16 protein-coding genes are annotated in these 19,857 nt (G+C 51.8%); 6 read left to right on the forward strand and 10 right to left on the reverse strand.

Annotated features, from left to right (window positions below):
- The first annotated feature begins 149 nt into the window (after positions 1-149).
- Positions 150-887, forward strand: coding sequence for a TenA family transcriptional regulator (locus tag ORD20_RS05180; RefSeq protein ID WP_103376694.1), 738 nt, complete (start codon positions 150-152; stop codon positions 885-887).
- A 96-nt stretch (positions 888-983) separates the two neighbouring features.
- On the opposite strand, the gene ORD20_RS05185 is transcribed toward ORD20_RS05180, so the two are convergent.
- The 3 genes from ORD20_RS05185 to ORD20_RS05195 all read right to left on the reverse strand — a co-directional run bounded on the left by ORD20_RS05185 (position 984) and on the right by ORD20_RS05195 (position 5,954).
- A complete protein-coding gene (locus ORD20_RS05185) occupies positions 984-2,726 on the reverse strand; it encodes a peptide ABC transporter substrate-binding protein (protein ID WP_103376693.1) in 1,743 nt (580 codons plus the stop codon).
- A 135-nt stretch (positions 2,727-2,861) separates the two neighbouring features.
- The gene (locus ORD20_RS05190; RefSeq protein WP_103376692.1) at positions 2,862-4,028 is read right to left on the reverse strand and encodes a SufD family Fe-S cluster assembly protein; all 1,167 of its coding nucleotides are present in this window, start codon (positions 4,026-4,028) and stop codon (positions 2,862-2,864) included.
- A gap of 99 nt (positions 4,029-4,127) precedes the next feature.
- Positions 4,128-5,954: an APC family permease gene (locus ORD20_RS05195; RefSeq protein WP_103376691.1), complete on the reverse strand. Its 1,827-nt coding sequence runs from the start codon at positions 5,952-5,954 to the stop codon at positions 4,128-4,130.
- Between the two features lie 169 nt (positions 5,955-6,123).
- On the opposite strand from ORD20_RS05195, the gene ORD20_RS05200 reads away from it, so the two are divergent.
- The gene (locus ORD20_RS05200; RefSeq protein ID WP_103376690.1) at positions 6,124-7,497 is read left to right on the forward strand and encodes an FAD-binding oxidoreductase; all 1,374 of its coding nucleotides are present in this window, start codon (positions 6,124-6,126) and stop codon (positions 7,495-7,497) included.
- 66 nt (positions 7,498-7,563) lie between these two features.
- On the opposite strand, the gene ORD20_RS05205 is transcribed toward ORD20_RS05200, so the two are convergent.
- The 7 genes from ORD20_RS05205 to ORD20_RS05235 all read right to left on the reverse strand — a co-directional run bounded on the left by ORD20_RS05205 (position 7,564) and on the right by ORD20_RS05235 (position 13,834).
- Positions 7,564-9,021 (reverse strand): MFS transporter, encoded by a 1,458-nt coding sequence (locus ORD20_RS05205; RefSeq protein ID WP_103376689.1) that lies wholly within the window; start codon positions 9,019-9,021, stop codon positions 7,564-7,566.
- A 113-nt stretch (positions 9,022-9,134) separates the two neighbouring features.
- Positions 9,135-10,154, reverse strand: coding sequence for a 2-oxo acid dehydrogenase subunit E2 (locus ORD20_RS05210; protein ID WP_242968642.1), 1,020 nt, complete (start codon positions 10,152-10,154; stop codon positions 9,135-9,137).
- A gap of 43 nt (positions 10,155-10,197) precedes the next feature.
- On the reverse strand, positions 10,198-10,437 hold the full coding sequence (locus tag ORD20_RS05215; protein ID WP_430626684.1) for a transketolase C-terminal domain-containing protein: 240 nt from the start codon (positions 10,435-10,437) through the stop codon (positions 10,198-10,200).
- Entirely contained in the window at positions 10,391-10,894 is a 504-nt protein-coding gene (locus tag ORD20_RS05220) for an alpha-ketoacid dehydrogenase subunit beta (protein WP_430626572.1), read from the reverse strand. Before ORD20_RS05220 ends, ORD20_RS05215 begins: the two co-directional genes overlap by 47 nt.
- 22 nt (positions 10,895-10,916) lie before the next feature.
- A complete protein-coding gene (locus ORD20_RS05225) occupies positions 10,917-11,891 on the reverse strand; it encodes a thiamine pyrophosphate-dependent dehydrogenase E1 component subunit alpha (protein ID WP_242968641.1) in 975 nt (324 codons plus the stop codon).
- A gap of 53 nt (positions 11,892-11,944) precedes the next feature.
- Complete coding sequence (locus tag ORD20_RS05230; protein WP_430626573.1) at positions 11,945-12,370, reverse strand: IclR family transcriptional regulator; 426 nt, start codon at positions 12,368-12,370, stop codon at positions 11,945-11,947.
- A 21-nt stretch (positions 12,371-12,391) separates the two neighbouring features.
- Entirely contained in the window at positions 12,392-13,834 is a 1,443-nt protein-coding gene (locus ORD20_RS05235; protein WP_430626574.1) for a hypothetical protein, read from the reverse strand.
- A 129-nt stretch (positions 13,835-13,963) separates the two neighbouring features.
- On the opposite strand from ORD20_RS05235, the gene ORD20_RS05240 reads away from it, so the two are divergent.
- From ORD20_RS05240 to ORD20_RS05255, 4 genes are all read left to right on the forward strand, one after another.
- Complete coding sequence (locus ORD20_RS05240) at positions 13,964-15,085, forward strand: class I SAM-dependent methyltransferase (RefSeq protein ID WP_158246388.1); 1,122 nt, start codon at positions 13,964-13,966, stop codon at positions 15,083-15,085.
- Between the two features lie 136 nt (positions 15,086-15,221).
- The gene (locus ORD20_RS05245; protein ID WP_430626575.1) at positions 15,222-17,549 is read left to right on the forward strand and encodes an MGH1-like glycoside hydrolase domain-containing protein; all 2,328 of its coding nucleotides are present in this window, start codon (positions 15,222-15,224) and stop codon (positions 17,547-17,549) included.
- 83 nt (positions 17,550-17,632) lie between these two features.
- Positions 17,633-18,910: an ABC transporter substrate-binding protein gene (locus ORD20_RS05250; RefSeq protein ID WP_103376680.1), complete on the forward strand. Its 1,278-nt coding sequence runs from the start codon at positions 17,633-17,635 to the stop codon at positions 18,908-18,910.
- Positions 18,911-18,912: 2 nt separating this feature from the next.
- Entirely contained in the window at positions 18,913-19,839 is a 927-nt protein-coding gene (locus ORD20_RS05255) for a carbohydrate ABC transporter permease (protein ID WP_103376679.1), read from the forward strand.
- Positions 19,840-19,857 lie beyond the last annotated feature (18 nt).

A 19,857-nucleotide genomic window follows, 5' to 3' on the forward strand; every position in this document is an offset into this window, starting at 1 on the left:
TCCAGGGGAGTGTCTACGACCAAATGGCTCTCTTTAGAGGTCATTTGGTCGTAGACCTTATGACCGCCTAATCGCTTTACGACGCTCTTAATTTTTTGTACCCTAGGCAAAGATGTGCCAAAAGAACGGCTGAGAATGGAGTGGGAATCATGACGGCGTCTGTGAAGCAAATGACTACCCTGGACGATGTGGAAGTCGCTATGCGCGAATGGGTGGAACAAACCTTTTTTAACAGCCCCTTTTTCGAAGCACTTGCTTCGGGGCAGTATACGCCCGTGCAATTACGTCATTTTGCTATTCAATATGGCTATTATAGTCGGCATTTTCCGCGGGTGTTAGGCGCGGCGATCTCGGCGATGGCGCCGTATCCGCAGTGGTGGATGCCTCTGGCCGATAACTTATGGGATGAGGCGGGACGGGGTGTGCCCGGTAAATCCCATGAAGAACTGTACCGGACCTTTTTGTTATCCGTTGATCCCACCATGAGGCTCGATGATCAGGGCTTACCTCCGCACCCAATGTCTACTGTGGTGGCTCAGGCTACGGACTTTTTTATTGATTTCTTTAGACGTTCGACCCCGTTGGAAGCCATGGCGGCGGTGGGCTTGGGTTCGGAATTTTTTGCTGGGGAAGTCATGGGCCGCATTGGACATTCCTTAGAGCATATGCGGTATCAACAACATCACGAGTTTGATCTCACCTTTTGGAGGGTCCATGCGGAAACGGATGAACCCCGCCATTACCAGCTCTGTCGTAGCATTTTGCAGCAGTTTCGGGATCCTGCCGATCTCGGCATGATGTTGGAAACAGGGCAAATGATTGCTGCGTCGGAATTGGCGATGTATACGGGATTGCATCAGGAAATGCAGGCATTAGTAGCGCGCTGACGGATTGTTCGTCACATAAGTGCTGAAGACACTTTCGATGAAAAGGAGGCAACCATGCCTAGGGCTGCGCATGGTTGCCTCCTGTACTGCACAATGTCAAGGGGTCGCGGAAAACCACCAATGATTCGGCAAAAATAGGGCCCCCGCCGGGTCAAAGTACGTCGAGACCCCGTGTAATGTTTTCGAATGCACTAAGATTTCGGCCGGATCGGGAATGAATAAGACCGGCAGTTGCCGAGCGGCATAGGACTCGTAGGCGTAAAGATTGTGCAAGGTCTGGGCTGTCGTACCCGGAGCGTAAGTGGCTTGGATGAGTTGGTTCATGTGCTGATTGTCGTAGCTTCCCATATTTTCTGATCCTGTCGACGCAAATAATCCGCCGCCACTTGGATAACCGGTACCGTAGGTCCAACCACCCACCGATTGATCCCAATCGATCATGGCCCAGCTTGAGGCATTTGCGGCGCCGTGGGTGACGACTTCGTCGAATGGCTCTGCATAGAGACTCACACTAATCCCTTCTTGGGCCCAATCACTCTTAAGAAGTTCGGCCAAGTCGGTTCCGGCAGTGCTTCCAGAGGCGTAAATTAAAGTGAATTTGAGTGGGATGCCGTGTTTCGTCATGATTCCCCCGACTTCATGCCATCCGTTTTTCTCCAATAGGGCTTTACCAGCGGCTGGATTAAAAGCATAGGGCGATTTGGCTAGAGCCGGATTAAAAAATGGTGTACGCGGCAATGGCGCCAAGGTTGTGTCGTCTGCTACCGCATAGCCGTGGTAAAAATCTTGAATGATCGCTTTTTGATCGATCCCCATTTGCAACGCCTGTCTGACGGGAAGCTGTTGAAAGGCTTTGCCAATGCCGTTGGGCGCGGCTGTATTTTGGTTAGGCACAATGTAGTTAAAGCCAATGGCGTATTCGGGGACTTCGGTGTCGCTGGTCAATTGAGCTTTTGACGTCATCAGGGAGGGCGGCAACGACCCTGCATTAATCGCTCCCGTTTTGAGCGCTGCAAACTCGCTAGAGGGTGACGATTCGTATTGGTACATCACCTTGCTCAGCCATGATTTATGCCCACTATAGGCTTTGTTGGGGACAAAGGTCCAGAAATTGTTGGGCGACATTGCACTCAGTTTGTAGGGACCATCGACGACACGATAGGCGGAGTTAAGCGGTGAATTGGCCAATGACGCGATATAGTGCAGTTCTTCGGTCATGTTGGTGGGGTATTTGTCCCAGACGGACGCAGGAGCAGGAATGATTTGGCCTAGTCCATTGCGCACAAACCATGCGGGGTTGCGCGGTGCAGCAATCTTTACCACGACAGTATATGGGCCTTTGGCGGTGACACTTTGCCATAAGCTGGGGAAGCCTCCAAAGCCTTCACCCCAAAAGGTCCAAGGAGCACTGGCATTGCTTGCCGCTTTCATGACGTTCCAGGAAAATACGACGTCGGCTGCGGAAACCGGTGTGCCATTGGACCAATGCCATTTCGGATTCAGCTTGATGGTGTAAACATCCCCGGCCGCATTCCAAGTAATAGACTGCGCGAGGGAACGCTGATAGTCGAGTTGATCATGGCCATTCACGGCAATTAAGGGCTTATACATCATGAGTTCTACTTGCTCGTTGGTTACCGTATCCGTGACCGCTGATCGCAATGGGAAAAACCAATTGGGGGATTGCTGGCTGGTAAGCGCAATCACCGCGGTCCCTCCATGAATGGGGTGGCCCGCACCAGTGGAGGAGTTAGAAGATTGGGCTGCATTCGTCCCGCAACCGGCCAAAAGTGCTCCGAGTAAAACGGATGACGATGTCAGGGCTAAGACTTTTCGCATCTGTTGCACTCCTTCACTATTAACGTGTGTGGATTTCATGTCTGTGTGATAGCGAGGACACATTATTTGGAAATGTTGCCATTATATCATCGATGATGGGAGTAACCAATTGGAAAATAGCCTCGGGGACACATTTTAAGGCTCGGATCCTAATTTTTGGCGTAGCAACCGTTCGGCCTCAATGGAGAACTCTAGAGGCAACTGGTCCACAAACGGCTGGGTCAAGGGTTTGGCAGCGGTCCAAGATAGGGAGGGTGTAGAAGTTGTCCATAAGGGACCTGTAATCACGTCAGGCAAAGTGAGCCAGACATTCTCCTCAGTGGCCGTGGCCTGTGGGCCCGTCGACAACACATCGCGCTCAAGGCGGGCATGGGTAGCCGTTGGTGCAAGAAAGATACCGCCCTGTATGCGCATAGGCCCATCTTTGCTGAAGCCATGGACCGATAAGGACGATGCGGTATGTGACCCCAAATGATAAATTGTGGGTCGGTAGATGATGTGTTGGTCGCTTTCGGCTACTGCACAGGTGATGACCCGAGTACTGGCCTGTGTGCCCTGAAGAATAATTTGCGTGGATTCATAAGTCTTCGCCCCGCCAAAATGCCCTTCGACCCATGTGAGCTGACTTTCCGCTTCACAAACCACCCGCTTTGTTACCCAAGTGGATACGGTATGGGCCCAATTTTTCACCGCAATGTATTGGAAGGTGGCCTTCGCTCCTAAGAGCACTTCGGTGTGCACGAGATGGGACGGCGCAAAGTCCAATGAGGGGCGTCCTTCAATGAATTGCGCGTGGGCACCACGGTCTAGCCAAATGAGATGGCGCTCGATTTGACCCGGGTGTCCCTGGGGTCGAAAATAGCTGACCGGCACTGGGCAAGTCACTCCCGGTGGGACATATAACACCATACCGCCGGTGAAGAGCACGGCATTAAGCGCACTGCTCGCGCTTTCTTGGGGGGGAAGAATGTGGCCCAAAAGTTTGTGCAGTAACTGCGGGTGCGTGCGCATGACGTCATAAAAGTTCCCATAAATGATTTGGTCCTGCGCTAAGCGTTTTGTTAATTGCTGGTAAACGACTTCCGCTTCATCAGCGTGTGTTTGACCAGACTCTGCCATATTGGTGTTTGGTTTTTGAAACCCTTGGATAGGCCAATAAGGGGTGACGAGATCTGCGTTGAGCGTGGCGAGAGCTGAAAGGCGAAACTCTGTAAGCCACGAGGGTTCACCCCGCTTTTGGCTGTGGGCTACGATGGACTGCGGGGTGATGTCAGTAAATGTTTTCCAGATCTCTTGGGCCACGGGTTTTCCTCCTGCCGGATGATATAGCTTTTGGGGCTAATTGTTAAGGTTATTGTAGCGTATTCGCATGAAGATATCAGAAATGGTCTTAGGGGGAAATTACAACGAGGGTTGTTGCAAGGGAAATGGCATCGTTGTGACCATGATATTGTGACCGAATACCAGTTGTTGATGGAGAGATCTCTCGAATTGGTTATAGAGAAAGCCTTCCCATGGATTTTTGCTGGTCAATATTGGGAGAATAACCCATAAGACTTGGCCGGGATTTTGTTGTTGCCAGTCCTCGATATAGGCCATCAAAGATTCCATCACCGAGGCGTTTTGAACGGACGTTGTCCGCAAATGCAGTGAACCGTGGGTATCGGACTGGGCCCAGACCGCCGCAAATTCCTGTTCGGCGGCTTCGTTAGGTGCGATGTGTAACGCGATGACTTGAGGTGCGAGGTACTGGGCGGTGTGCAATGCTTGTACGGTGAGTTGATTTAATGTGTCGACGGGTACGAGAACCGCTGAGGGTCGGCTTGGAGGAATGTGTACAGGCTGGGCGAGGGAGAGGATTTGATCCACGGTTCGATATCGTCGCCGAATGGAGACCATGCCCCACATCATCAGAGGGATAGCAATGACAATTATCCAGGCACCTCCTTGAAACTTGGAGATAATCGACGAAATCACCACGGCCATCGTCAGTAGTGATCCGATAGCAACGAAGGGCAACACGCGCAGTTGGACTGTGGGCTTTCCTGCTCTTCGGTCGGTGAGGGCTTTCTTGATTAAACTCACTTGAGCGATGGTGAAGCTGAGATAGACACCAATGGCGTACATGGGAATGAGACGATTAATATTGCCATTAAACAGGAGGACAAGAAATGCCGCGACTCCTCCCAAGACAAAAATGCCATTGCGATACACGTCTTGATCATTGCGAAAGAGAAACATGCGCGGCATCCATTGATCCCATGACATTAAACTGGCTAACTGAGGTAAGCCGGTAAAACTTGTATTAGCGCCAATAGCCAAAATAGCCATGGTGACGAAAGATAGCAGATAGAAGAATACGCCATGGCCAAAAGTTTCTTGGGCGATTTGTTGAAGTAGTGTCATATGTGCGGTTGGCATCGCATGTTCTCTTAAGGCTGCTAGAATAACACCGACATACATGCTGCCAAGGAAAATTCCTAATAATGTTTCGGTCCTTTTGGCAAATTTGGCCGAAGGCGCTTTAAATATCGGGACGGCATTCGACACGGATTCGATGCCCGTCAACGCTGACGAGCCTGACGTGTAGGATCGCAACAGCATTAGCACGCCAACCGAAGGCAAAGCCGACGGCAAGGGAAAAATTTTGGGGTGGGGGGCTATCGGCTGAAATGGATGTACCAGTCCGACTGTCGCCATCATCAAGATCATGGCGATGAACAGGTACGTGACGGGACTTAAGACCTGTGCCGTTTTTCGCACGCCTTGAAGGTTCAACACCATAATCGCTACGATAATCAAGACATCGGCGGTCACCATGTCGTGCTGAAGGGATGGGAAGGCGGACACTAGAGCGTCTACGCCTGCCGTAACACTGACGGCCACTGTCATGATATAGTCGATAATTAATGAGGATCCTGCCAATATGCCAATAGTACTGCCAAATGTGGCTTGTCCAATCACATAGCTGCCACCACCATTGGGATAGGACTGGATAATTTGTCGGTAACTGAAGACAAGAAATCCGAGCAAGAAAATGAGTACGAAGCCCAGGGGCAAAATGTACCATTCGGCTCGAAGGCCTGCGGGTTCCAATTGGATAATCATCTCTTGCGGTCCGTAGGCGATCGAAGACAAAGCGTCTGGCGCTAACGCTGCGAGTCCTGCCCAGACGCCAACGAGGAGACGCTGAGTTTGCCTGGTGTTCGAGGAACCTTGGGTGGTCATCAAATGGTCTCCTGCCCTTTTAATGGTGCGATATACTACTTGCAAAACAGTATAAGGGATTTGTCTTATAGTGCCTATACAGAGGCGCTTGGGACGCTTGATGGCCTGATATTTTGCTGAAATGGTTGATGATAGATGAAATCATGCTGTAATTGAGGGAGTTGAGATTGTGACTTGGATTGACGAGTTGATAGAGATTGTCGGACCCGATGGCTTGTCCACGGGCGAGTCAGTGAAAGCGCAACATGCGCGTGACTTTTCCTATCACCATGGTCATCAACCCGATGTCGTGGTATTTCCTACGAACGCGCGGCAAGTCAGTCGCATCATGCAGGTGGCATATCGGTACCAAATTCCCGTGATTGCCTACGGTCAGGGGACGGGAGTGGAAGGACATACGATCCCTTTACAAAGCGGTATTACTATTGATTTTGCCAACATGAATCGCGTGGTGGCTGTCCGGCCCGAAGACTTTGTGGTGCAGGTGGAACCAGGTATTACTCGACAAGCGTTAAATAAAATCTTGGGACCTTACGGATTGTTTTTCCCCGTGGATCCCGGAGCTGACGCGTCACTCGGGGGAATGGCTTCCACGAATGCAGCGGGCACTGAGGCTTTACGATATGGGGCGATGCGGCAACATGTATTGGGGCTTGAAGTAGTGTTAGCCGATGGACGCGTTATGCGTCTAGGAGGTCCGACGATGAAATCGTCGGCGGGTTATCAACTGACGAGCCTGTTTGTCGGTGCAGAAGGAACATTAGGGATCCTTACGGAGTTGACCTTAAAGGTCTATGCGATTCCTCAGCTGACGGTTGCGGCACGCGCTGTATTTAACACGATTGAAGACGCAGGGGAAGCCGCGACCGAGATGATTATGCACGGGGTGGCCGCTAATCGCCTGGAATTGATGGATGAACAAACGATTCATGCTGTGAATGTGGTCGAAGGCACCGAATTTCCTGAACAGCCTACGTTATTCTTGGAACTAGCAGGCAATCACCACAATGCGCTCTTAGAAGACTTGGAGACGTGCCGAAGTGTGGCTTCTGATCATGGCACGAGCGACTGGACTGTGGAATGGGATGCCGATCGTCGCCAAGCCTTATGGCATGCCCGGCACAAAGCCGCTTTGGATATTTTGGCCGCTTCTGGAGGAAGCCATCCTTTTACAACCGATACTGCTGTTCCCCTATCGGCTTTGCCACGAGCCTTGCGACATGCTCGGGAGACATTAAATCGTATGGGGATTCAAGGGGCGGTCTTAGGGCATGTCGGCGATGGCAATTATCATATTGTGATGGGGATTAACCCAGAGGATCCACACCAGCTGGATCAAGCGCGAGCGGTCAATGAGGCGGTCATTCGGTATGCATGGGAGCAAGGGGGAACGTGTACAGGGGAACACGGCATTGGAATGGGGAAAACACGCTTTTTACGCGAAGAACGGGGGGAATCTAGTGCACTGTATTGGCTTATTAAAGATGCGCTGGACCCGCACAATCTCTTGAATCCAGGGAAAACCATACCAAGGCGGGACTAAGTATGGCGGATGTAAAATTGGCGTCTGCGCGTTCCCTCCTAGAACATGGAGGGAACGCCTCTCCAATTACTGTGTGGAAGTTGGGGACTTTTGTGCAAGGTTGGTGGAACCTCTCAACAACGAAAACACGGCAGCCACGGCCATGAGAAGAATGGCTAAGTAAAAGGCCATATGGATCCCGTGATTAAATGCGACCATCAAATGCCCTTTCAAAGCGGTGGTGCCCACAAAGATGGCAAATGCCAAGTTGCGGGGAATTTGGGTCGAGGCGATAAGGAGGGCGGAAGCAAAAGAGAGCACCATACCGATATTGGCAAAGGTTCTCAACATTCCGGAGGCAATCCCGTAGGATCCGCTCGGAGAGCCTTTCATGACCGCGGCATTATTGGCCGGGAAGAATCCTGCATTACCGATGCCATTCACTGTACTAAAGATGATAATCCACCATAACGGCGTATGTAATCCAAGGTGGGCATATAGAAATAGAGCAATGGCTTCAATACTGAGACCTACGGTCGCGGGAAGAGCGGACCCAAAACGGTCGGAAAGATGTCCTGATACCGGCCCTAATATCCCTCCGACGAGGTAGCCCGGTACGAGTAAAAGGGAGGCATTGAGAGGTGTCAGCTGGCGCAATCCTTGAAGATACATAATGACTAAAAACAAAACCGCAAAATTCCCAATGGCCTGAAAGAACGCAGCGAGCAAGGACGCGCTGACAATGCGGTTTTTAAACAGATCGAGTTTCATCATGGGCTGAGTCTGGTGAGTTTCCACGACGACAAACAGTGCTAACGCTAAAATTCCAAAAAACAATATGATGCCGAGATGCCATGTAAAGGCCTGGGACGTGGCATGAATCATAGTTAGAAGAACCAAGAGAAGTCCTATTCCCAACAAAATCATGCCCCACCAGTCTAAGTTTCGTGGCTGCTTGTTGCCGTGTTCTTTTAAGACAAACCACGCGACAATTACGGCGGCCAGTCCAATCGGAACATTGATCAGAAAGATATACCGCCACGAAAGATAGGTGGTGATGAGACCGCCTAATAAAATGCCTAGGATCGCGCCTAAATTCCATCCGATGCTTGTAAATCCATAGGCTTGCCCGCGCTTTTCTGGCGGAAAGGTATCGGCGATTACTGCCCCGCTGTTGGCACTGATGAGAGCCCCGCCAATGCCCTGTAGCACGCGAAAACCAATGATTGCGGTCTCTGTCGTCGCGATTCCGCATAAAAAGGAGCCTAGCACAAAGACCAAAAATCCCAACTCGTACATCCGAACACGGCCAAACATGTCGCCAAGGCGGCCAACTTGCGTGGCGAGTAATGTGATAACTAGAAGATAGGCCATAATCACCCAAATAATGTCGGCCAGATTGGCATGCAAAGCTCGCATCATGGTAGGAAGCGCTAAAATTACAATGGTTGTATCAACAGCGGCTACGAGCACGCCGGTGACAATAACCGCCAGCGCCCATCCACTTTTGGCCTCTTTTCCTTCGGATATCTGTCTGGATTGCAAAGCTCTGCCCCCTTATCTCTCGTGAGATGGCGGATTAAGGGGTAAATGAATTAATGACAAGCTATGGCTTCGCGAAGCCGTAGCTTGCCATCAATCTGTTTGTTGATAACGTGTTAGAGTAAATAGGCGGTTAAGGTTTTGTCAAGCGCCATTAAAAACTCAGCGGCTTCGGCTCCGTCCACGGCTCGGTGGTCGAAGGTTAAGGAGACGGGAACGGAGCTGTCGACCGCGCCTATTCCAAGAATGGCGATGGTGGGGCTCATAAGTCGGGGTGTAAAGTATTCGATCTGGCGTGCCCCTAAATTGCTGATAACAAAAGACGGCGGGGAGAAATCAAGGCTGTTAAGCGTTTGATTGCGTATAGCTGTGCGTAAGGTGCTAAACGCCTTGTTCCATGCATCGAGGCTGTTTTGTTGACGGAGTACAGGCACCAACAGCCCTTGGCTTGTTTGGGAAGCAATGCCCAGCAAGAGTTCTTGAGCGCTGGTGTATCCCTGGGCATCAGCCCACCCGTGAAGGCGTGGGAATTGGGGGAGGGTTTGCGTGAGCGCCCATGCTATCTGAGGGAGAACTTCAGCGGCTGGCATGCCCCGAGCTATGCGTCGATGCAGGGTTGTCGGCAAAGCGCCGGGGTCTGTCAAGTGTTCAATTAAGGCTTGGCGAAAGGGGGAATAGGATAGGGTTGGTGGGCGTTGGTGTTCGAGAAGCCATTGGTCGACATCGGCCAAGCTTAGACGCTTGCCCGGTGTACGGGGGCGAACCTCGGCTAAGGGAACGCCCTTTTCCTCGGCGTAGCGGCGAACCGCGGGAGGCGCTGGGATGAAGGGGTCACGGGCTAATTCTTTTTGTTTCTCTCCAGGACTGCTAGCTCGCATAGCAGAGGAAATATCGCTTTTAGAAGCGGCGAGGTGTCCGATCGTTTGGCCCGATCGAAATACCTCATTCGCGGCGAGAAGAGGAACCAAGAAGCCATCGGTAGGTGCCTCAATTTCCAAGGTGACTTTGTCTACCATAGCTTCCGCCACCATATCGCCCGCGTGCACAAAGGCTCCCTCATCATACACCCAGTGAACCAGAACCGCTTCCGCGTCGTGTTGATCGCTAAAGTTGACTGTGATATCCGTGCTGTCCACACTCATCATCTACCTTTCGGCGGCCAAGCCTGAATTGAGATATTTAGTCCATCATGGCACGCACCGTCTCTGCAATGCGTGTTGTGGAGGGAATAGTAAATTGCTCGAGGGGACGGCTATACGGGATGGGAACGTCTGGGATGGCGAGCCGCCGGACAGGGCATTCCAAGTAGTCAAGCGCGTCTTCGGCCAAAATCGCGGCTACTTCTCCGCTCATGCCAAATGACCGGTAATCCTCATCTACAATAAGAACGCGGTGAGTTTTCTTCGCCGTTTGGATAATGGGGGACTACGATTTTCAAGCCGGGGACATGGGCAAAAAGGCTATAGAGTGTCTGGCTGTGTTGGGCGGCGTCGCTGTAGCCGCCCCCAATAGCGGTCATGAGCACAACCGGCAGAGTCACGCTGCCTCCTGACATATAGTGATTTTTCGCCAAATGATTATAGATTTGGTCCATCGCCACGCCGAAGAAATCAACGAACATTAGCTCCACAATGGGCCGTAATCCTTCAGCGCTTGCCCCGATGGCGGCGCCAATAAACGCGCTTTCGGAGATAGGGGTGTCAATCACTCGGTCTTGTCCAAATTTCTGATACAATCCCTGCGTTGCGCCAAAGATGCCTCCGTATACGCCTACGTCTTCGCCCCAAACGAGGACATTGGGGTCTCGTGCCATCTCTTGGGCGATGGCCTCACTAATAGCGCGTGCCATGGTTAATTTTCGTATGGTTGTCGTCATTGTCACATTTCCCCCTTGTCACTTAAGCGAAAACATCCGTTAAAGCGTCGGCTGGCTGGGGCTCGGGTGACTCACGGGCGAAGGCTATAGCGTCCTCGACAAGCTCTGCTACCTCTTGTTGAATGGCCACATCTTGATCGGCTGTTAACAAGCGTTGGGCGAATAGGCTGTCGCGAAATCGCGGAATAGGATCAAGCGCACGCCATGTATCTTTTTCGCCAGGATGCAAATAGGCTTCGGCGTCACCTTGAAAATGCCCAAAAAATCGTGTGGTTTCAATCTCTAAGAGGCTAGGGCCTTTGCCGGCGCGGGCCCGGGCGATGGCTTCACTGGCTGCTTCGGAAATCGCCAACACATCATTGCCACGGATAAAAACGCCGGGAATGCCGTACGCCCCAGCCCGGTCACTGTTTTTGGCGATGGCGGTAGAGGTGTCTTTAGCAACGGAAATCGCGTAGTGGTTGTCCTCAATAACGAAAATCACAGGAGCTTTCCACGTCGCGGCAAGGTTTAAACTTTCGTGAAAGGTTCCTTGATTTGCAGCACCTTCACCAGCAAAAGCGACTGCAACGTGGTCTTGCCCCCGGTGGCGAAAAGCAAGGGCAGCGCCTACGGCTGGCGGAAAACTAGCACCGACAATGCCGGAACAACTAAAGTGTACCCGCGGGTCAAACAGATGCATGTGCCCGCCTTTTCCATGGGATAATCCGTCCGTGCGGCCAAAAATTTCCGCGGTCATGCGCCTGAGATCGACATGTTTGGCGATCGCGAAATGATGTGGCCTGTGTGGGGCCGTGACGACATCCTCGTCACGGAGATGGTGGATCACGCCTACGGCTACTGGTTCTTGTCCGGCGGCCAGATGCATTTCACCGGGAACAGGGCCCGCGGCGATACTAAATAGCGGGCTTTTGCCCTCGGCATACACTTCCGCCATTCGGTTTTCATATTGACGAATCAGGCACATCATGCGGTACATCTCAACCGGTGCGTCCAATATTAATCCCCCCTTGGTATTTGCAATCACGGATCTCTTGGGTTTCTATGCAACTATGGACCAGATAAGAACGGCACTGACGAACGGCTCGATTGTGGTTGGCCTAAATATTTAGACATGGCTTGCGCGTATTTTTTGAGGTAGTGTACGGTATCTTCCGACCGGGGATCGTAGCGGCTTTCTGGCATCGAGATGGCGACTGCGCCCCAAATCGTGCCGTCGTACTGGAAAATGGGAGCGCCAATGCAACACACGCCGTCTTCCCACTCTCCAACGTCGAGGCTATACCCTCTTTCGGCGGTAATTTGCAATTCGCGCACAATCTGTTCGTCGGTGGCATGGGAGCGAGCGGTGCGGGCCACTGGGAAGTGAGTCTGTCGATAGCGAGCCAAAACGCGTGGCGGTAACGCTGACAGAATGGCTTTACCCAGTGCGTGTACAAAGGCGTGGTCGCGGTATCCGACATATAAGGCGCGCACTTTTACCGCCTGAACGTGCGGTTACAGATCTTTGTCCAACACGTGATGAATGATTGGAAGAGCTTGTGGGCTTTCAGCACTGCTGCTATTCCACCAAATTCCTTTATTTCCGACGGTGATGGGGGTATTTTGCGGCAGAGCCACTGGTACCGGCTGCCACTGTTGAGCATGAGGAGGGAGCACAAACCAGGCGTTGGGTCCTTGACTTTCAATCACATCGGCGAGCAAAGAACCGCTGGGCAACAGTTGCAAAGTCTGGTAAGGACTTTGTTGGGTTGTGGCGCCAGGAGGTGTTGGCAATTGAATGTTCTGCCATGTTTTTCCGCCATTGCGGCTAAATTGCACGGGATAGGAAGTGCTACTAGAGACGAGCAGAGCTTGATGATGAGGCAAACGGACAAGATCTGAGGGCCCTTCTAATAAGCCAACATGGGCGGTAGGTGTCCAGTCGCCTTGGTTATTTTTATAAAGGACCAACTGGGGTGAAAAGCCTCCCATTTGCCCGTTGTTTTGGTTGGGCACCGCTCCCCAAATGAGTGTGGCATGATTCACTGCAGCGCTCAACGATTGTTGAGACCAGCTTTGACCGCCATTAGATGTTTCTTCGGTCTCTGTTAAGGAGCCGTTGGAAAAAAGCGCATAGACCGCTTGCGATGTGTGATAGAATCCGCCAAAGTCGCCTAAAACCATGCCAGAGGGAACGGGGACGAGTTGCCAACTACCTCCTGCGTTGGTCGAGAAAGCGGGAAGATTGTAGACGGGCGGCGCCTGATCATACTTTTTTAAGACCCCGCTAAAGGCGACAAAAAGACTGTGAGGATAGGCCGGATCCAAGGTAATGGAGGTGGCTTGAACGCTCGTGGAGTTACCCGGCCAAACCGCTGGGAAACCGGCGGCATTACTTAGGGGAATCAGAGATTGGAGTGACAATGGTTGCCAACTTTGTCCGCCATTGTATGATTGCCACAAAGGGCCATGATAAGCGCTTTGGATCACGAGATGTTGACCGTTGACGGCTAAGGGCGTTGGCGCAGCAAAAGAGAGACCGTTTTGGTTCGAAGCGATGTGGCGAGGAATTATGGCGAGATTCGACCACTCAGGAGACGATGTGTCCACAAACTGGGTCGGTGCTATTGTGATAAATCCCGCCCCTCTTGACGAATGCAATGGGGCTAAGGCCGACTGAGGATTGCTCACAAAGACATAGGCGAGATCAAGAGTTGCGGGACCTGCGGACAGCTCGCCCATGGACGGCAAAAACGCTGGCACCTGAAAGGTTCCCGTGAGGTCGCCATTCCACTGCTGTTGTACTTGACCGAGTTGGCCAGCAACGGCGCGCTTGCCAGGTTCTTGCCAGTCCAGTTCATAGCCAAAGGGTTCGCCAATAACGGTGGTCAGAGGTGCCCACCCAGATACATGGATCACGGTGCCGGCGGCGCCGTGGTCGGGATGAAGGTGCAACACGGCATGAGAAGGCGCCTTGGGGATAGGCCCTGTGAGGTCAAACGGGGCCCATCAGGCCGTGCAGATGAGAGAGAGGCCTGTGTACAATGAATATCATTGCAAGGCGATTACGCGCTGGGGGATATGCAAATGGGAGAGACGCCAGAGCTTTTTAATGAAATTGCCAGCCATTATGACCGGTGGAGCAATCTGTTATCGGGAGAAGGGATTCGTGCGTGGCATCATTTTGCCGTGGACCAGATGCGTCTGGGTCCTGGTCTTAACATATTAGACGTGGGCTGTGGAACAGGCACCGCCACGCGTCTAATGGCGAAAGCTGCGGGGCCGACTTCGCGTGTCGTGGGTTTGGATCCAGCTGAGGCAATGCTGGGCGTGGCTCGTAAGATAGTCCCCGATCCTGAGAGCGCCCCGGTCGAGTGGGTGCTAGGCGCGGCAGAACACCTGCCGTTTGCCGACCAAACGTTCGATCGGGTGACGGCCCAATTTTCATTGCGTAATATGAGTGATTGGCTTGAGGGTCTGAAAGAAATGGTCCGTGTTCTGAAAGTGGGAGGCAGATTGACCATTTTAGAAATGGTGCAGCCGGTGACGTCGTTGGGAGCGTTGGCACGCAAAGGTCTTGATGCCATCACGGCCAATTTGTCGAACGATGCGCTCGTGCCTTATCAATGGCTTGGTGTCTCGTTACAACACGCGCCTACGGCCGATGAGCTGAGCTCGGAGGCTGCACACTTAGGCATTGCGACAATAGCTCGCCATTATTGGTTAGGGGATTTAGTCGCGGTGGTGTCGGGCGTTCGGGCGTCTGACAAGGTGTCTTCACATCAGGCGACACAGAAGGGACCTGTGGTGTGGGCTATTGATGGCTCGGTAACGGCGCTCAAAGGTGCTGCATGGATTAACCGCTTTGTGGCTTCAGGAACACGCGTTCATCTCATTACCATTATTCCCCCAAAGGTTAGGGCCGAAGAGGTGGCGGAAACAGACCGTCTCTTTTGGTCACGGCAACACCGCCGTGCGCAGGCATTATTGGATGAGCATCGATTTCGGTGCGAGTCCTCGGTTTTGGAAGGGGAGCCAGGGCCAACGATGGTGCGCTTCTTGGAAGATGTTCACGCTAGCATGGTAGTGATGGGAAAGAAAACGCGTACCCCTTCAGCCGATTTGTGGATGGGGAGCGTCGCGCGTTATGTCTTCATGCATGCGCCAGTGCCAACCCTGTTTGTTCCGACGGCGGTATCCATGGAATAAGCCATTAGGATAATACTATTAGATGGCAACAAAAACTTTTGAATTATCTTGCAAAAGCATTGCAAAGCCATAACGTTATGGTCTATAGTAAGAGCGATGACAAAGTTTGTAAGATTTCGGAATAGGATGTGGGCCAATGCCTGTGACCATTCGTGACGTAGCTCGAGCGGCGGGTGTCTCGGTAACCACCGTTTCGCATGCATTTAATGGATATGAAGATGTGGGGGAAGAAACTAAGCGGCGTGTCTTGCAAGTCGCCAAAGATTTGAAATACCGACCGAGTCGAGTGGCGCGGAGTTTGGTGCTGCAACAAACGCAGAGTGTCGGGCTACTTATTTCTGACTTCAATGCAAATCCTGGTAGCAATCACTTTTTGTTCGATGTCTTGGCAGGAATTCATAACCGTCTGGCCGATTTAGGATACGACGTCACGCTGTTGAGTACGACAACAGCTCGTCAACAACTTATAAGTTATATTGACTTTTGCACCGAGCGGCGACTTGAAGGCGTCATTGTCATGGGAATGCGTATGGACGATCCCTATATGCGCGAAGTAGCCGATGCGAGTCTTGTGTCCGTTGGAATTGATTTGCCAATTTTAAGCGAGCATTGTGGCTACGTAATGACCGACAATGTGGCAGGGGCTAAGCTTGCGGTTAACCATCTGTTATCTAAAAACCACCAACGAATAGGGCTTGTGAACGGCCGATTGGACGCGGTGGTCAGCATTGATCGTCTTAAAGGCTACGAAGCAGCATTGGTTGAAGCGGGGATAGGGTTTGACCCGGAGTTAGTCGTGCATGCTGAGGTTGGCGTGTCGTGCACCTTCGCGCAGCTAGACGATCTGGCAGGGTGGAGCGGGACGAAAGAGGACGCTACACAGCGTCGATGGCAGGGTCGAATGCGTCTCGAACCCCGTGGCCAGATCGAAGTGTCGTTCTCTGTCTTCATAAATCCGGTGGACTGTCAGTGCGGTGAGGATACAGGCCCTACCAAGGGCTTTGAGAGAATTGCGGCGTCCCATGAACAGTGGCTATCGAAGATGCCCAAGGTGTCGGGGTGTTTGCGGTATGCGGCTTGGTATAACCAAGGATTGAGAGATGTCCGCATGCTGCAAAGTAATCTTGGGTATGGCAATATGATTGTTGCGGGTGTCCCCTGGTATGCTGTGCCCTTTGGTCGTGATAGCTTGATCGCGGCTCGCCAGTTGTTACTGGCGGCGCCTGAGGTAGCGCGCGGTACGCTTTGGACGATGGCACAGTTTCAAGGGCAAGAGGATCAGCCTGATCGGGATGAACAACCTGGCAAAGTGGTCCACGAAGTCCGAGATGGCGAACTCAGTCGCATAGGGTTGTTGCCTTTCGCTCCCTATTATGGCAGCGTGGACGCGACCCCCTTATTTTTAATGTTGCTGGCCGATTATTATCGTTGGACGGGCGATGAGGTGTTTCTGCGCAGCTTATTGCCCAATGTCGAGCGGGCTTTTCGCTGGATGCAGGAGTATGGCGACCGCGATGGCGACGGTTTCCTTGAATACTGGCAAGAGGCACGGGAAGGGATTGCCAATCAGGGCTGGAAAGATTCTGGGGATTCCATCATGTATGCGGATGGACGATTGGTTGAAGGGCCTGTGGCGTTGTGTGAAGTACAGGCTTATGCCCACCGGGCCTACGCGGACTGGGCAGAAATCTATTCGGCGTTAGGAATGACCGGACATGCGCAGCGCATGCGTATGCAGGCTATTCGCCTTCAAGACGGCTTCAACCAACAATTTGTTCAAGCGGACAAGCGCATAGCGCTTGCCTTAGATGGGCATAAGCAACCCTGCCTTGTGACATCTTCCAACATGGGCCAAGTGCTGGTGAGTGACTTAATAGGAAAAGAAATTGCGGATGTTGTGGCTCAGCTTATGGTGTCTCCGCATATGTTAACGGGATTTGGCATTCGTACGTTGTCGAGTGCGGAGGTTCGTTACAATCCTCTTAGCTATCACAATGGATCCGTATGGCCGCATGATACCAGTTTGATAGTTTATGGGCTGCGGCGCTATGGCTATTTGTCTGAAGCCATAGCGGTGATAGACAGTCTGTTGCGAGCGCAAGATGAATTTGACCAGCACAGGCTACCTGAATTGTTTGCAGGATTTTCCCGCGAAGAATCGCTCCGTCCGGTGCCTTATCCGGTATCTTGCTCCCCGCAAGCGTGGGCAGCAGCTATTCCTGTATTTATTTTAGAACAATTGATAGGTCTTCGGCCTGATGCTCTTCGTCAAAGCATTGGGATTGACCCGGTTCTCCCCCCATCTATGACGCAATTGGAAATTACAGGAATTCGTCTTGGCGTGGGGATTCTGTCACTGCGGATGTGGCGGAGCGCTTCGGCTGTCGACATTGACATCATCGAAAACTCAACGGGTTGGGTTGTGTGTCGGAGCCCGTATGTGAAAGGGGGGGTGCCGCGGTAATACGTGCGAAAGAACTTAACAGACTGGAATCAGAAAAGACAGAACCAACAAAAAAGAAAAAATACTGCGAGGAGGAGTTATGTATGGTACGCATTAAAACCATGGCCGTCGCCTCTATGATGGGGCTGGTGGCGACGGGGCTTGCAGGATGCGGCACTAGTGCGGCCGCTGGTTCCACTGGGGGGAGTCCTGGAAAACCCGTCACAATTGTTGTGGCCAGTTGGGCGGGAACCAACGTGACCAACGGTATTATTGATCAACAGTTAGCCGCTTTTAATAAAGCCCATCCGACGATTCATGCCGTTTACCGCCCTATTTCCGGAGATTATGAAACATTGCTGAAAACGGAATTCGTAGCAGGAGATGCCCCCGATATTATTACATTGAATAACGGCGGTGAAGCCCCCACGTTTGAGTCGGAAGGCATGGTCATTCCCCTTAACTCGTACATTGCACAATCCCACTATTCGCTGTCGGACTTCTTTTCGGGAGCCATGAACATGTTTAAAGCAGGTCAAACAGTATACGGTCTCCCTCGCGATCAGTCTCCCCTGGTGTTGTATTATAATCCCGCTTTGTTCAAGAAAGCCGGAATTTCCGGCCCCCCTACGACATGGGCGCAAATGCAAGCTGATGCTCAAAAGCTTACCAATCCTGGTCAAAAAATCTATGGACTTGTGCAAACGCCCCAGGAACCGCGTTGGGCCCAATTTATTTATCAAGCGGGTGGAAGCGTTATGAATGCTTCGATGACCAAAATGACCTTAAATACCCCACAAGCGTTGCAAGGTTTTTCTTATTTCGTACATCTTTATCGGATGGGTGTTGCTGCCCAGCCTTCTCAGGTTGGAGCAACATGGGGCGGGCAGGCTTTGGGAATGGGGCGTGCGGCAATGACTCTCGAGGGCGCTTGGGCTATTCCGTACCTGCAAGACACCTATCCCAATACACCGTTTGCCATTGCAACACTGCCTCGGGGACCTGTCAGCAATGTCAGCTTAGATTTCCCGACCGCTTGGGCTATTACTAAAGACTCGGCACATCCCCAGCAAGCGTGGGAAGTTATTCGATATTTAACAGGAACGGGTGAAGCCCGGTGGGTGGAGCAAGGGGGGCTTGTGACAGTGAGAAAATCGTTGGTGGATATGCCATATTACCAGACGCACCCTATCTACAAAAATATTTTGGCACAACTGCCAGGAGCCATTCCGTGGAACTTCCCCAACGGCTTTGACCAATATGTCAACAGTACCTTATCCAATGTGTCGCTTTTAGCTGTAGAAGGAAAAATTACGCCTCAAGCAGCTCTTGCGCAGTTGCAAAGCCAGGGTGAGAGTATTTTGAAACAAGGGGGGAACTGACGGTGGCTGCGCTCAGCCTCAAAAGATCTCCAAAACTCACGAACGGAGGACTAAAGAAATGGCGGCGGCAGGAAACCACCACCGCCTACGCATTTACTTTCCCGACTATTGTGTTGCTGCTGGGCTTTTCTCTCGGCCCAGCAGCCTACGCATTCTTCTTGAGCGGGGTGTCGTGGAACTTGCTCAATCATATGCGGTGGGTGGGGTTTCACAACTACGACATGATTTTTCATATGCCGCTCTTTTGGACCTCTGTCCGAAACTCAGTGGTCTTTGCGGCAGTTGTGATGCCAGTCCAAACGATTATTGCTATGGTTTTTGCGGTGATATTGAACCAGCACTTACCAGCTCGACCGTTATACCGGTTGGCCTTTTTCTTTCCTTCGATTAGTTCCTCGGCAGTGGCTTCCATTATGTTTATGTGGATATTTAACAAGTTGGGTCTCCTGAACAGCTTTCTTGGGGTATTCCATATTTCCGGACCTAATTGGATCGGGAACCCGCATTTTGCCCTGGTTGCCATTATGATCTTGAATATATGGAGTACTGCGGGATATTTCATGGTCGTCTTCTTGGCGGGACTCCAAGCTATTCCACAAAATCTCTACGAAGCGGCAGCCATTGACGGAGCATCAGGATTTCAACGCTTTCTGAAGATCACCGTGCCGTTGTTAAGGCCATCGACATTTTTCATCGTCATTATGGGAATGATTGGCACGCTGCAAATGTTTGATCAATCATTCATTATATCCGGGGGAACAGGCGGGCCATTGAACTCCACGTTAACCATAGCGTTGTTAATCTATCAAGAGATTTTCTCTTATGGCCATGTCGGATATGGAGCGGCTGCCACCGTCTTCTTATTCGTGCTTGTATTGGGACTAACGTTGCTCATTAATCGGTGGCTTGGCAAACCTATTGAATATTAATCACGCCGATATGGTGTT

Origin of the sequence: Sulfobacillus thermotolerans (assembly GCF_039623705.1) — a bacterium.
Lineage (GTDB): Bacteria > Bacillota > Sulfobacillia > Sulfobacillales > Sulfobacillaceae > Sulfobacillus > Sulfobacillus thermotolerans.